General features: G+C 75.4%; 3 protein-coding genes. All 3 read left to right on the top strand.

Annotation, left to right across the window (positions count from 1 at the left end; genetic code table 11):
• Positions 1–124: 124 nt before the first annotated feature.
• The 3 genes from AB0P17_RS15035 to AB0P17_RS15045 all read left to right on the top strand — a co-directional run bounded on the left by AB0P17_RS15035 (position 125) and on the right by AB0P17_RS15045 (position 15,148).
• Complete coding sequence (locus AB0P17_RS15035) at positions 125–6,451, top strand: type I polyketide synthase (protein WP_365811019.1); 6,327 nt, start codon at positions 125–127, stop codon at positions 6,449–6,451.
• 61 nt (positions 6,452–6,512) lie between these two features.
• Entirely contained in the window at positions 6,513–13,916 is a 7,404-nt protein-coding gene (locus tag AB0P17_RS15040) for an amino acid adenylation domain-containing protein (protein WP_365811020.1), read from the top strand.
• 8 nt (positions 13,917–13,924) lie between these two features.
• Positions 13,925–15,148, top strand: a complete 1,224-nt coding sequence (locus AB0P17_RS15045) for an NAD(P)/FAD-dependent oxidoreductase (protein WP_365811022.1) — start codon at positions 13,925–13,927, stop codon at positions 15,146–15,148.
• The last annotated feature ends 155 nt before the right edge of the window (positions 15,149–15,303 follow it).

Genomic DNA, 15,303 nt, shown 5'->3' on the forward strand with positions numbered 1-15,303 from the left:
CACGCTCCTCGCCGCGCGGTCCACAATGCCGTGACACCCCGCACCGGCCCGGCTCCTCCGCATATTCCCCCTCCGGGGCCCTGCCAGGCACCGGAACGGCAGTAGGCAAAGGATGCGATCACCCATGGACGATCACGCGAACTCCCTCGCCGTCGTCGGAATGGCGGGCCGGTTCCCCGGCGCGCCCGACGCGGAAAGCCTCTGGACGCTCATGATGGAACGCGGGGAGGCGATCCGCCCCGTCCCGCCGGACCGCTGGGACGCCGCGCGTCAGCTCGACCCCGCCAAGGACGTGCAGGCCGTCGGCGGTTTCCTCGACGGGGTCGACCAGTTCGACGCCGGCTTCTTCGGGATCTCCCCGCGGGAGGCCGCCGACATCGATCCCCAGCAGCGATTACTCCTGGAAGCCGCCTGGCGCGCCGTGGAGGACGCGGGGCAGCGCCCCGCGGATCTCGAAGGCTCCCGCACCGGGGTCTACATCGGGGCGTCGTGGCACGACTACGAGATCCTCCGCAAGGAACGCGGCACCCCGCCCACCCAGCACAGCATCGTCGGCGGCGCCCTGGACGTGCTCGCCGCCCGGATCAGCTACCTCCTGCGGCTGCGCGGCCCGAGCCTCACGGTCGAATCCGGCTGCTCCTCCTCACTCGTCGCCCTGCACCTGGCCGCGCAGGCGCTGCGGCAGGGCGAGGTCGACGCCGCGATCGTCGGCGCGGCCAACCTGATCCTCGCCCCCGACGTCTCCGTCGGCCTCACGCACTTCGGCGGCCTCTCCCCCGCCGGCCGCTGCGCCGCGTTCGCCGCCTCCGCCGACGGCTTCGTCCGGGGCGAGGGCGTGGCCGCGCTCTGCCTCAAGACCGTGGAGCGCGCGCTGGCGGACGGGGACCGGATCCACGGCGTCATCCTGCGGACGGCGGTCAACAACGACGGCGGGGGCGACAGCCTCGTCACACCCGACCCGCGCGCCCAGGAGGAGCTGCTCGGCGACGTCTACGGGGACGGTCCCGGCGCCGTGGCCGCCGACTCCGTCGCCTATATCGAGGCCCACGGAACGGGCACACGACGCGGCGATCCCGCGGAGGCCGCCGCGATCGGCCGGGCCGTGGCCAGGCACCGTCGGGGCGGCCCCCTGCCGATCGGTTCGGTCAAGACGAACATCGGGCATCTGGAGGCCGCCGCGGGCATGGGAGGGCTGTTCAAGGTCCTCCTCGCGCTGCGGCACCGGGTCGTCCCGCCGAGCCTCCACGCCGAGGTACTCAACCCGGACATCCCCTTCGACGACCTGAACGTACGGGTCCTCCGCGAGCCGCTCGACCTGCCACGGACCGGACCGGTCCGGCTCGGGGTCAGCTCCTTCGGCTGGGGCGGCACCAACGCCCATGTGGTCGTGGCCGCTCCGCCCGAGGGTGCGGCCGGCGGCCGGAGCGCCGGCGCGGCTCTCCGGCCGGGCACCGGTCCGGCGCCGGCCGCGGCCCTGCCGGAGAGCCGGTCCGGCCGCCCGCCCACCGGGCTGCCCGCCTTCGTACCGCTCTCGGCCCAGGATCCCTCCGTACTCGCCGAGCGGGCCGCGCAGTTCCAGGAGCGGGTGCCCGGCACCGAGGCGGCCGTGACCGAGCTGGCCGGGACGCTCGCCTGGCGCCGCGGTCACCTCCCGGTGCGGGCGGCGCTCCTGGCCACCACGCCCGGCGACCTGTCCGCCGCGCTCGCCGCCGTGTCCGAGCGGCCCGAGGACGACGGACACACCGCGGTGGTGACGGGACGGGCGGTGGCCCGCGGGCGCACCGCGTTCGTCTTCCCGGGGCAGGGCTCCCAGTGGAGCGGCATGGGACAGGAACTGTTCCGGGAGAGCCCGCTGTTCGCCGAGGTCGTGGGGCGCTGCGCCGAGGCGCTGCGTCCGCACCTGACCTGGGATCCGCTGGACGTCTTCGCGGGGAAGTCCGGCGACGGGTGGCTGGAGCGGGTCGACACCCTCCAGCCCGTGCTGTGGGCGATGTCCCTGGGACTCGCCGAACTGTGGCGGGCCTCCGGTGTCGAACCCGACGTGGTCATCGGCCACAGCCAGGGCGAGATCGCCGCCGCCACGCTCGCCGGGATCCTCTCGTACGAGGACGCCGCGCTCGTGGTGGCACGGCGCAGCGCCGTCGTCCGCCGGACCTGCGGGCGCGGGCTGATGCTCGCCGTGGACCTCGACCGCGCGGCGGCCCTGGCGGCGGTCCGCCCCTCCGGGGGCCGGGTCGCCCTGGCCGCGCACAACGGACCGACCTCGTGCGTCCTGTCCGGGGACACCGACGCCGTCCTCGCGCTCAAGGAGTCACTGGACGCGGACGGCACGTACTGCCGGCTCGTCCAGGTCGACTACGCCTCGCACAGCCCCCAGATGGCCGAGCTGCGCGACGAGTTGCTGGCCGGACTCGCGCCGGCCGTCCCCGGGCCGGGGAGCGTCGAACTGCTCTCCACGGTGTACGGCGAGCCGCTGGACGGCCAGCGGATGGACGCGGCCTACTGGGCGGACAACCTCCGCGGCACGGTGCTCTTCGCGGACGCCCTGACCCGCTCCCTGGACAACGATGTCAGCCATGTCGTGGAGATCAGTCCGCATCCGGTCCTGACCCCGGCCGTCGAGCAGCTGATCGCCGAACACGGGGCGTCCGCGGCGGCGTTGACCACACTGCGCCGGGGCGAGGGCGGCCCCGGCGCGTTCGCCCGCGCGCTCGCGCGCGGCTACGCCGCGGGGCTCGAACCCTTCGGCGGCCTGCCCCGGTGCCGTCCGGTCCCGCTGCCGGCGCACCCGATGCGGCCCGAGCGCCACTGGCTCCCGGACGGCGGCGCGGCGCCGCGCCCCGGGGCGGCGCGCGGGCTCGACGTCCACCTCACCCCCTCCCCCGGCGAACGGGACGTCTGGCACGGGCCGATGGAACTCGCGGTCGCCGACCTGCCGTGGCTCGCCGACCACCGGGTCCACGACACGGCCGTCCTGCCGGGTGCCGCGACCCTGGCGCTGGCCGTGAACACCGCGCGCGCCCGCACCGGTTCGGCGCCGCGCGCGCTCCGCGACATCACACTGAGCGCGGCCGTCGCCTTCGGTGAGGGCCCCGGGCACCTGGCCGTCGAGTGGCGTGACGACATCGCCGAGGGCGGCAGCTTCCGGCTGCTGTCGCTGCCGGAGGGCGGCGCCTCCTGGACCGGGCACGCCACGGCCCGCGCCGACTACCGGGACGACGCCGCGCCCGTACCCGGCCTTCCCGGGTGGCTGGAGACGGCGCCGGTCACGGAGCCCGGCCCGTTCTACGCGGCGTGCGCCGCGCGGGGGCTCGACTACGGGCCCGCCTTCCGCTGCGTACGCGCCCTGTACCGGGGACCGGACGGGGACGAGGCGGTGGGCGAGGCGGAACTCGCCGCGCCGCTGCGGGCGGGCGCGCGGCCGTACGTACTCCATCCGGCGCTGTGGGACGGCGCGCTGCAGGTCTCGCTGGCGCTGTTCGAGCGGGACGCGGCGGGCACGGCCCTGGTGCCCACCTCGATCCGGGCGGTCCGGGTGGCGCAGCGCCCCGCCGGGCCGCCGGTCACCCGGGTGTGGTCCCATGCCGTCCGGCACGGGGACGGCACCGTCGACGTACGGGTCTTCGACGGTGAGCGCCGCCCGCTGCTGGCCATGGAGGGGCTGCGGCTGGCGGAACTGGCCGGCTCCGGCGCGGGCGCGGCCGGCACCGACGCGGCCCGGCTGCACCGCCTGCGGTGGATCGAGTCCGCCGGGGCGCCCCGGTCCGGCGCCGCGGTGCCCGCCGGACCGTGGCTCGTCTGCGGCAACCCGGGCGGCCTCGCGGAACCGCTCGCCGCCGCGCTCGCGGCCGAGGGCGCCGAGGTGGTCCGGGTGACCGGGGCCGAGGAGCGGGGCGCGCTCGGCGGCGTGACCGGGGCGGCGGGGGTCGTCTTCGCGGCGCCCCCGGCGGGCGCGGGCCTCGCGGCCCAGCAGCGGGGACTGGACGCGCTCACCGACACCGTCCGCGCCTGCGCCGCCCTCGCGGCGGCGCCCCGGCTGACCGTGGTCACGGCCACGGGCCAGGCGGCCGCCGCCGGGGACCGCCCCGACCCCGGGGCCGCCCTCTACTGGGGCTACGCACGGGTGCTGCGGCGCGAACACGGGGAACTGGAGCCGCGCGCCGTCGATGTGGACCCGGCCGACGACGGCTGGGCCGGCGCGTGCGCCGCGGAGATCCTCGGCGCGGACCGCGAGGACCAGGTCGCCCTGCGCGGGCGGACCCGGCTGGCCGCCCGGCTCACCCGCACCGGCGGCTTCGGGGAGCCGGACATCCCGCGCCCGCCCCTGCGCGCCGTGCGCCAGCCGTTCCGGGTGGCCGCCGTGCGCCCCGGCCTCTGGGAGGGCGTGGAGTGCGTACCGCTGGCCGGACGGCCGCCCGGCCCCGGGGAGATCGGGATCGAGGTCGGCGCCGCCGCGCTCAACTTCATCGACGTGATGAAGGCGCTCGGCACCTACCCCGACCCCACGGGCAGCGCCCGGCTCCTCGGCGGGGAGTGCGCGGGCCGGGTCGTCTCCGTCGGCCCGGACGTGACCGGGTACCGCCCCGGGGACCGCGTGGTGGCCTGTGCGTTCGGCTCCCTCGCCGACCGGGTGACCGTACGGGCCGACCACGCCCGCCCGATCCCGGACGGGCTCGGCGACCCGGAGGCCGCCGCGCTGCCGCTCGCGATGGCCACCGCCTGGTACGGGCTCGCCGAACTCGGCCGCCTGGAGCGGGACGAGACCGTCCTGATCCACTCGGCCGCCGGCGGCGTCGGGCTCGCCGCCGTCCAGGTCGCCCGGCTCCTGGGCGCCCAGGTCGTCGCCACCGCGGGGAGCGGGGCCAAGCGCCGGTACCTCACCGGCCTCGGCGTCACCGACGTGTTCGACTCACGGGATCCCGGCTGGGCGGCGGCGGTCCGCGCGGCCACCGGCGGACGCGGCGTGGACGTCGTCCTCAACTCGCTGACCGGGGCGGCCATCGGCGCCGGTCTCGATGTGCTCGCCGAGGACGGGCGCTTCGTCGAACTGGGCAAGAAGGACATCCACGGCGGCCACCGGATCTCCCTGGACGCCTTCCGCAAGGGCGTCAGCTTCGCCGCCGTGGACCTGGCCGGGCTGATGGAGCGCAGACCGCGGCGGTTCGCCCGGATCCTCGCCGAGGTCTGGGAGCACGTCACCGAGGGCAGGCTGACCCCGCTGCCGCTGCGCGCCCGCCCCTTCGCCGAGGCGGCGACCGCGCTGCGCGAGATGTCGCACGGCGACCACATCGGCAAGTTCGTCCTCACCGACCCGGGGAGCGTCCCGGCGGTGGCGCCCGTACCGCTGCCCGACGGCCGTTTCCGGGCCGACGCCACCTATCTCGTCACCGGCGGCCTCGGCGCGCTCGGCCTCTCCCTCGCGGAGTTCCTGGCCGCCCGGGGAGCGGGCGCGCTCGCCCTCCTGGGCCGATCGGCCCCCACGGCCGACGCCGAGCGGCGCCTCACGGCACTGCGGGCGGCCGGCACTCGGGTCGAGACGGTACGGTGCGACGTCGCCGACGAGCGGGCGCTGGACGGGGCGCTGCGCCGCGTACGGGAGGAACTGCCGCCGCTGCGGGGCGTCTTCCACGCGGCGGGCGTCCTCGCCGACGCCACGATCGACACCATGACCCCGGCGTCGGCCGCCGCCGTCCTGGCCCCCAAGGCCATGGGTGCCCGCAACCTCGACGCGGGGACCGCGGACGACCCGCTCGACCTGTTCGTGCTGTTCTCCTCCGCCGCCGCGCTGGTGGGCAACGCCGGGCAGGCCGCGTACGCCGCCGCCAACGCCCACCTCGACGCCCTCGCCGAGCACCGCCGCGCCCGGGGCCTGCCCGCCCTGAGCGTGCAGTGGGGGCCGTTCGAGGACATCGGGCTGGCGGCCGCGGACGAGCGGCGCGGCGCCCGGCTGACGGAACGGGGCATGGGCGGCTTCCCCGCGCGGGAGGCCTGGCCGGCGCTGCTCCAGATGCTGGAACACGACGAGCCGGTCGTCGGTTACGTACCCCTCGACCCGCGGCAGTGGTTCGAGACCTACCCCGACACCGCCGCGCTGCCGAGCTGGGAGCCGCTGCGCGCCGCGGCCGACGGCGGCGCGGTCGCCCGGCCGGGCGACGGGCTGCGCGACCGTCTCCTCACCGCGCCCCCGGACGCCCGGGCGGGCATCGGTGAGGCCGCGGTGCGCGAGCTGGCCGGACGGGTGCTGCGGCTCCCTCCGGAACGTGTCGGCCTGGAGACACCGTTCAGGACGCTCGGCCTCGACTCCCTGATGAGCCTGGAACTGCGCAACCGGCTGGAGGCCGCGTTCGGCACCGCGCTCTCCCCGACCCTGCTGTGGACCCACGGCACCGTACGGGCCCTGTCCGGGGCACTGGTCGAGGACCTGGTGGCCGCTCCCCCGTCCACGCACTGAACGGGTCCGGCACCCCCCGGCTGTCGGCCGACAGCACCGGCTTGTTGTCCGAGGAGGAGAAATGTCCGATCCCCAGCACCTGCCGCTGACCGCCTACCAGCGGGACATCTGGGCCGCGAGCGCCATCGACGAGAGTCATCCGCAGTTCAACTGTGTCGTGCACGAACGCCTCACGGGACGCGTGGACGTTCCCGCCCTGCGGGCCTGCCTGGCCCGGGCGGCGCGGCGCCACGACGCGTTCTCGCTCTTCTTCGACGCGCGGGACGAGGTCCCCCACCAGTGGCGGGACCCCGAAGTCGGTTCCGCCCCGGACGGCGCCCTCGTCGGCCTCGTCGACCTCGGCGACGAGCCCGACCCGCGCGCCGCGTGCGCCGCCTGGGTCGAGCGGTCGCTGGCCCGCCCCTTCCCGCTGCGCCGCGGCCGGATGTGCGAACTCACCCTGCTCCGGGAGGGGCCCGGCGCCGTACACCTGGTCGTCAAGGCCCACCACATCATCACCGACGGCTACGGCATCTTCCTCTTCACCGAGCGGGTCTTCGAGGAGTACGAGCGGGTGAAGGCGGGCGCCGCTCCGCTGGACGGGCCCGTCCCCTCGTACGTGGACTTCCTCGCCGAGGAGGCCCGCTACACCGCCTCGCCGGAGTTCCGGCGGGACCAGGACTTCCACCGCCGGGCGCACAGCGCCGCGGAGCCCGCCCTGTTCACCCGCGCCACCGCGCGGGCCGACCGGCCGACCGGGCGGCACGCGTTCACCGTCGACCGGTCTCTCGTCCGGCGCCTGCGCGAGCAGCAGCGGCTGGTGTTCCCCGTGGTGGCCGCGGCGTTCGCGACGTATCTCGGGCGGATCCACCGCACCTCTGAGGTGGTTCTCGGCATCCCCCTGCTCAACCGCCGCGGCGGCGAGCAGCTGGCGACCGTCGGGCACTTCGCCAACAACCTCCCCCTGCGGGTGCGGACACCCGCCACGGCGACGATGCGCGAGATCGGCGCGGCCGTCGAGACCGGCAGCGAGGAACTGCGCGGCCACGAGCGCCTGGCCCTCGGCGACGTGCTCCGGACGCTGCCGCGCGGCAGCGGGGCCGCGCCGCAGCTGTTCGACGTGACGCTGTCGTACCTGCCGATGCCCCCCGGCCACGCCGTCGCCGGTCTCACCCGGGAGACGAGGGGGTCCGCCCCCGCGCACGCCCAGGACGCCCTGGCGGTCCATGTGCTGCACACCCGGGGCACCGACGACGTGCGGATCACCCTCACCTACGGGCGCGACGTCTTCGACGAGGACTTTCCCGTCGAGGCGCTGGCCGGCCAGGTCGCCGCCCTGATCCGGGGCGCGGTCGAGGATCCCGACCGGCCGGTCGGAGAGCTGCCCATGCTGGGGGCGGCCGAGCGCCGGAGACTGGCGGGCGCCGCGCGCGGTCCCGTGGTGCCGTACGCCGACGGGCGCACCCTGCACGGTCTGTTCGAGGAGCGGGCCGCGCGCGACCCCGGCCGGCGCGCGGTGCTCCCGGCCGGCGGGGACGAGGGCGCTCCGCTGACCTTCGGCGCACTCGACGCGGCGGCCGACCGGGTCGCCCACGCCCTGCGCGCGGCCGGGATCCGCCCCGGCGACCGGGTCGCCGTCCTGCTGGAGCGCGGTCCGCTAATGCTCACGGCCGTGCTGGGCGCGCTCAAGTCCGGCGGCGCCTACGTACCGGTCGACCCCGGCTACCCGGCCGAGCGGATCACGTACGTCCTGGAGGACAGCGGCGCCAAGGCCGTCCTGGTCGGCCCCGGCACTGGCGGCGGGGAAGCCGCAGCGGCGGCGGGCGGGGCCCTGGTACTGCGCGTCGACGATCTGCCGGACGCCCCGGCCACACCGCCAGGACCGCCGGACGCCCCGGCCACACCGCCAGGACCCGCCGCCACCTCGCGCGATCTCGCCTATGTCATCTACACCTCGGGCTCGACCGGCCGGCCCAAGGGCGTCATGGTCGAGCACCACTCCGTCGTCAACCGCCTGGCCTGGATGCAGCGCGCCTACCCGATCGGCGCGGACGACGTGATCCTGCAGAAGACCCCGATCTCCTTCGACGTCTCGGTGTGGGAGCTGTTCTGGTGGGCCGTCGAAGGGGCCGCGGTCGCGCTCGCCCCGGTCGGCGCCGAGCGGGACCCGCGGGCGCTGGCGCGTACCATCGCCGAACGGCGGGTGACCGTCACCCACTTCGTGCCGTCGATGTTCGGCCCCTTCCTCGACCTGCTGGAGGAGTCGCCGGAGCTGCGCGCGGACGTCCGCTCACTGCGGTACGTCTTCTGCAGCGGCGAGGCCCTGCCCCCGTCCCGTGTCGACCAGTTCAACCGGATCTTCCACCCGGCCGGCGGCGACGGGCCCGCCCCGAAGCTGGTGAACCTCTACGGGCCGACGGAGGCGACCGTCGACGTCTCCTGCTACGAGTGCCCGGCGGACCCGGCGCTCCCCGTCCGGCGGGTGCCCATCGGCAGGCCGATCGACAACACCGAGCTGTACGTGCTCGGGGAACACCACGACGAGCCGCAGCCGTTCGGGGCGCCCGGCGAGCTGTGCGTCGCGGGGGCCGGTGTCGCCCGCGGCTACCTCGGCCGCCCGGAGCTGACCCGGGAGAAGTTCACCCCGTACCCCTCGGCCCCCGGTGGGCGCGTCTACCGTACGGGGGACCTCGCCCGGGTACTGGCCGACGGCACCGTCGAGTACCTCGGCAGGATCGACGGGCAGGTGAAGATCCGCGGCAACCGGATCGAGACGGGCGAGGTGGCACACCGCCTGTCGACCGCCCCCGGTGTGCGCGACGCCGTCGTCGTCGACCGCACGACGCCCGCCCGGGGCACCCATCTCGTCGGCTACTACGTGGCGGACGAACCGGTCGAGGACGGCGAGCTGCGCGCCCATCTCGCCCGCGCCCTGCCGGAGTTCATGATCCCGGCGTATCTGGTGCGGGTCGACGGCATTCCACTCTCCCCCAACGGCAAGACCGACCGCCGCGCCCTGCCCGAACCGGGAAGCGCCGGGTCCGGGGAGCCACCCGCCGCACCGCGCGACGAGACCGAGGCGACGCTCGTCTCCGTATGGTCCGAGGTGCTGGGGCAGGAGAACATCGGCGTCCACGACGACTACTACGCGCTCGGCGGTGACTCCCTCCTCACCATACGGATCCAGGCGCGGGCGGCCCGGCTCGGCGTCCACTTCGCCCCGGACGACCTGGTCCAGCACCCGACCGTGGCGGCGCTGGCCGCCCGCTGCACCGGCGGGCCCCGCGAGCAGCCCCCGGAGCCGGCACCCTTCGCACTGGTCCCCGAGGAGTCCCGGGAGCGGCTGCTCCGGACCGGGAACGCCGAGGACGCGTTCCCGCTGACCCGCCTCCAGTTGGGGCTGATCTATCACAGCGCGGCCGGCGAAGGGTCCGCCGTCTACCACGACGTCTTCCACTACTCCTTCCGGCTGCCCTGGCAGGAGCCCGCCTTCCGGCAGGCGTTCGACCGGCTGCTCGCCCGCCATCCCGCGCTGCGTTCCTCCATCGACCTCGGCGGCCACGCCGAACCGCTCCAGATCGTCCACCGGCGGGTGACGGGCGGACTCGCCGTCGTCGACCAGCGGGGCACCGAGGAGGCGGCGGCCGACGCGGTCCTGAACGAGCACATCGAGCAACGGCGGTACCACCGCTACGACTTCGCGAGCGCCCCGCTCTGCCACTTCCGGGTCCATGTCCGCGAGCACACGACCGAGCTGGTGCTCAGCTTCCACCATGTGCTGCTCGACGGCGGCAGTGTGGCGAGCCTGCTGCGGGAGCTGCTGGAGGAGTATCTGCACACCCTGGGCGAGGGCACTCAGGCGCTCCCGGCCGACCCGCCGCCCTCACCCGTGCACCACGTCCTCGCCGAGCGCGCCGCGCTGGAGTCCGAGGACGACCGGCGGTACTGGAAGGAGCGGCTGGACGGCGCGCGGGGCGTCCACCTCGACGGCTTCCGGCCCGCCGCACCGGTCACCGGGCCGGCCGGCTCCGTCAGCCACCGGGTGACCCTGCCCGCGGGGCTGGAACACCGGGTCGGTGCCTTCTCCCGCGCGCACGCCGTCCCGGTGAAGTCCCTGCTCTTCGCGGCGCACTGCCTGACCCTGCGACTGTTCTCCGGGCAGCACGACCTGACCACGGGGCTGCTCACGCACGGCCGTCCGGAGCGCGCCGACGGGGACCGCACCGCCGGTCTGTTCATCAACACCATCCCGGTCCGGATGGGCGACGCCGCCGGCACCTGGCTCGACACCGTGCGCGAGGCCCACCGGGAGGAGCGGCGCGGCCATCCGCACCGCCACTACCCGCTCAGCGCCATCCAGGAGGACTCCCCGCACGGGCCGAGCGTGGGAACCGCGTTCAACTACGTCAACTTCCACATCCTCGCGCCGGTCCTGGGCCACCGCGCCGTGGAACTGCGGTCGGTGCGCACCTTCGAGGAGACCAACTTCCAGCTCCTCGTCAACGCCGTCACCGACCCGGGGGACGGCGGTCTCTGGCTGCGCGTCGACGGTGACGGCCGTACCTTCACCGCCGAGCAGGCCGAACTGGTCGCCCGCGCCTACACCGAGATCCTCACCCGCGTCGTGGACCGCCCGCACGACTCGGCGGACCTCGGCTTCCTCGCCACCGAGGGCGCCCTGGCCGCCGCGGGTGCCCTGGCCGCCGCCCCGGCCGTACGCTCCTTGCCGGCCGGCGCGGAGCCCGGGCCGGCCCCGGACGTCGTACGGCTCTTCGCCGGGCAGGCCGCTCGTACCCCGGACTCCACCGCCGTGGTCCAGGGGACGCGGCGGTGGACCTACCGGCAGCTCGACCGGGCCGCGGACCGGATCGCCCGGCGGCTGGCCGACGCCGGCGCGGGGGCCGGCACCCGGGTCGGCGTCGCCATGGACCGCGCCCCCGAGACGGTGGCGGTGATCCTGGCGATCGCCAGGGCGGGCGCCGCCTGCGTGCCCCTGGACACCGGCTACCCGGCGGAGCGGATCGCCGCGATGCTGGAGCAGGCGCGGCCGGTGCGGGTCGTCGCGCACCGGGCCCACGCGGACCTGGTCGGTGACCGCTCCGTCCTGCTCCTGGCGGACGATCTCCTGCCGGACGGCGGGCACGGTACGGCCGGAACGGACCTCGCCGCGCGTGACGCGTCCGGGACGGACCCCGCCGCGCCGGCCGGCGGTGCGGACGGTACGGACCTCCCCGGGCCGGATCCGGACAGCGCGGCGTACGTCCTGTTCACCTCCGGTTCCACGGGCCGGCCCAAGGGCGTGGTGATGCCCCACCGTGCCCTCGGCAACCTGGTGGCCTGGCAGAACCGCAGGCCGAGCGGGGCGGCCGGGGGCACCACCGTGGCGTACGCGCCGCTCAGCTTCGACGTGTCGTTCCAGGAGCTCTTCTCCACGCTCTGCTCGGGCGGCACCCTCGTCCTCGTCACCGAGTCCGAACGCCGCGACATGCCCGCGCTGCTGCGCCTCCTCGACCGGCACGGCGTCGAACGGATCTTCCTGCCCTACGTCGCCCTCCAGCAGTTCGCCGAGGCCGCGTGCGCGCTCGGCCCGGTGCCCCGCCGGCTGCGGACACTGATCTCCTCGGGCGAGCAACTGCGCGTGAGCGACGAGATCCGCCGGCTCTGTGCCCTGCTGCCGGGCGTCGTCCTGGAGAACCAGTACGGCCCGACCGAATCGCATGTCGTCACCAGCTTCACCATGACCGGCGACCCGGCCGCCTTCCCGCCGCTGCCGCCGATCGGCACCCCCGTCGACGGCGCGGAGGTCCATGTGCTGGACGACCGGATGCGGCCGGTCCCGGTCGGCGTCCGGGGCGAGATCCACCTCGGCGGCGTCTGCCTGGCCGACGGTTACACCGGAGCGCCGGAGCTGACGGCGGAGCGGTTCGTCCCGTACCCCGGGGACGACGGCGACCGGCGGCTGTACCGGACCGGCGACCTCGGCTACGTCCTGCCGGGCGGCGACATCGTCTACGCCGGGCGGGCCGACGGCCAGGTCAAGATACGCGGCTTCCGGGTCGAGCCCGCCGAGGTGGAGCTCGCCGTCGCCCGGCACGCCGCGTGGGGCTCCGGCGTCCGTGAGGTCGCGGTGGTGGACCGGCGGCGCGGCACGGACGCCTTCCTCGCCGCGTTCCTCGTGGGCGACCCGGACCTGACCGATCTCGGGGAGCTGAAGGACCACCTTCGGGCGGCCCTGCCGGAACACCTGGTCCCCTCCCACTTCCAGTGGCTGCCCCGGATGCCGCTCACCCCCAGCGGCAAGCGGGACGACGCCGCGCTGCGGGCGGCCGAACTGACCGCGGCGGCGCCCCGGGCGGGCCGGCCGCCGCGCGACGGGCGCGAGCGGGCCCTCGTGGAGATGTTCGCCGAACTGCTGGACATCCCCGAACCGGGCGTCCACGACAGCCTCTTCGAGCTGGGCGGCACCTCGATCACCGCCATGCGCCTCGTCGTCCTGGTCGAACAGCGCCTCGGCGTCCGGCTGCCGCTGTCCGGCTTCGTCGCGGCCCCCACCGCCGCCGCCATCACGGAGCTCCTGCGCTCCTCGGCGGCGCCCGCCCCCGGGGACGTGCTGGTGCCCTTCCGGCGGGACGGCGGGCGGCCGCCGGTCTTCCTCGTCCACCCGCTGGGCGGCAACGTGCTCTGCTATCTGGCACTGGCCCGGCATCTCCCCGCCGACCAGCCCTTCTACGGGATCCAGGCGGCCGGCTTCGTACCGGGGACCGCGCCGCACCGCTCGATCCCCGAGATGGCCCGCGCGTATGTCGAGGCGGTCCGGCGGGTGCGTCCCGAGGGGCCCTATGTCATCGGCGGCTGGTCGTTCGGCGGCTTCGTCGCCTTCGAGATGGCGCGGCTGCTGCGGGAGGACGGCCAGGAGGTGCTGCCCCCGGTCCTCCTCGACACGGTCGCGCTGAGCCCGGACGCCCCCCGGGACGTGAGCGACGCGTCCCTGTTCCACTTCTTCTTCTGGGAGCTGCTCTGGGCCGACAGCGGGAGCGACACCCCCGTCGAGGAGCTGACCCGGGAAGTCGGTTCCGAGGACGAGGTGTTCCGGCGCATCGCCGAGGTGGCCGGGCGGAACGGGATCCTCCCGGCCGGCGACCCGGGCGGCGCGGCCCGCCGCCTCTACTCCGTCTTCCAGGCGAACTACCAGGCGCTGATGGACGAGCCGGGCGAGGTCACCGATCTCGACCTGACGCTCCTCCACGCGCGGGGCGCCCTGCCGGACGTCCTCAAGCCCCTGCACGAGGGGGCGGGATCCCTGCACGGCGACCCCACGAACGGCTGGCGGACCAGGACGACCGGACGCATCGAGGTCGTCGACGTCCCCGGCGACCATCTGCAGATCGTGGAGGAGCCGTATGTGAAGTACGTGGCGGAGCAGATCACCCAGCTGGTGGCGGCAGCCCTGCCGAGCGCCGGAGACGGAATCCGAGGGAAGCGGTGACGAGAGACATGACCAGGAGCAACGGAACGGACGGCAAGCGTCGCGGAACGGCGGTCGTCGTGGGCGCCGGGATCGGTGGCCTCGCCGCCGCCGCCACTCTGCGCCGCGTCGGCTTCGACGTCGAGGTCCACGAGCGGGCGGGCGAACTGCGCCCGGCGGGCACCGCGCTGTCCGTCATGAGCAACTCCGTGACGGCACTGGCCTCCCTCGGCATCGATCTGCGTCTGGAGGAGCGCGGCCGGGTCATCGAGACGGCCGAGCTGATGACGAGCACGGGCGGCCGGATCAAGACGATGCCGTACCGGGAGCTCGCCGAGAGCCTGGGCGCCCCGAGCGTGTGCATCTCCCGCAGCGAGCTCCAGGCGGCTCTGCTGGAGGCGGCCGGGGACTGCCCGATCCGTCTCGGGTCGGCCGCCACGGGCTACGAGATCGGACAGGACGGCGTACGGGTCCGCTTCGCCGACGGCGGGGAGACCCGCGCCGACCTGCTGGTGGGGGCCGACGGCATCCACTCCGCCGTCCGCCGGCAGCTCGCGGGACCGGAGCGGCTGCGGGAGGCCGGCTATCTCTGCTGGCTCGCCGTCACCCCGTTCGACCACCCCACGCTGACCCCGGGCTTCAACGGCCACTATTGGGGACGGGGGCAGCGCTTCGGGCTGCACGACATCGGTCACGGGCACGCCTACTGGTGGGGTACGCGGAACATGTCCGCCGAGAGCGCCCGTGGCTGGAAGGGCACCAGGGAGGACATCGCCCGTACCTTCGGCGGCTGGGCCGATGTGGTCACCGAGGTGATCCTGGCCACGCCCGAGGAGGCGGTCCACGCCGTCCCCGCGCAGGACCGGCCGTTCCTGGAGCGCTGGGGCGAGGGTCCGGTGACCCTGCTGGGGGACGCCGCCCACCCGATGCTGACGGCCCTCGCCCAGGGCGGCAGCACGGCGATCGAGGACGCCGTGGTCCTGGCGCACAGCTGCGCGGCCGCGGCCGACCCGGTGAGCGGGTTGCGGGCCTACGAGGCGGCCCGGCGCGAGCGCACCAGGTGGCTGGTCGACAACTCCTACTCCCTCAGCAGGAACGAGCAGGAGGAGCGCCCGCTGGCGATCGCGCTGCGCAACACCCTGATGCGGTACGCGCCGACGCCCCTGCTGATGCGCCCCTTCCGGACGGCGATGACGTACACCTCCCCCGACTTCGGCCAGGACAGCGCGACAGCGTCCCCCGCGGCGCTGTGAACGGGCCCGCCTCCGCGTGAGCCCGTGGCCGGCCCCGTGTGATGCGGTGGCCGCCCCCGCGGCGTGTCACCGGTGCAGCGATACGGAGTGTCATGACCGTCACGCTCGAACGCCCCGAGATGGTATACCGCAGGTATACTGTCGATGTGGCCGAC

It is taken from the genome of Streptomyces sp. NPDC088124, assembly GCF_040685895.1.
Taxonomy (GTDB): Bacteria; Actinomycetota; Actinomycetes; order Streptomycetales; family Streptomycetaceae; genus Streptomyces.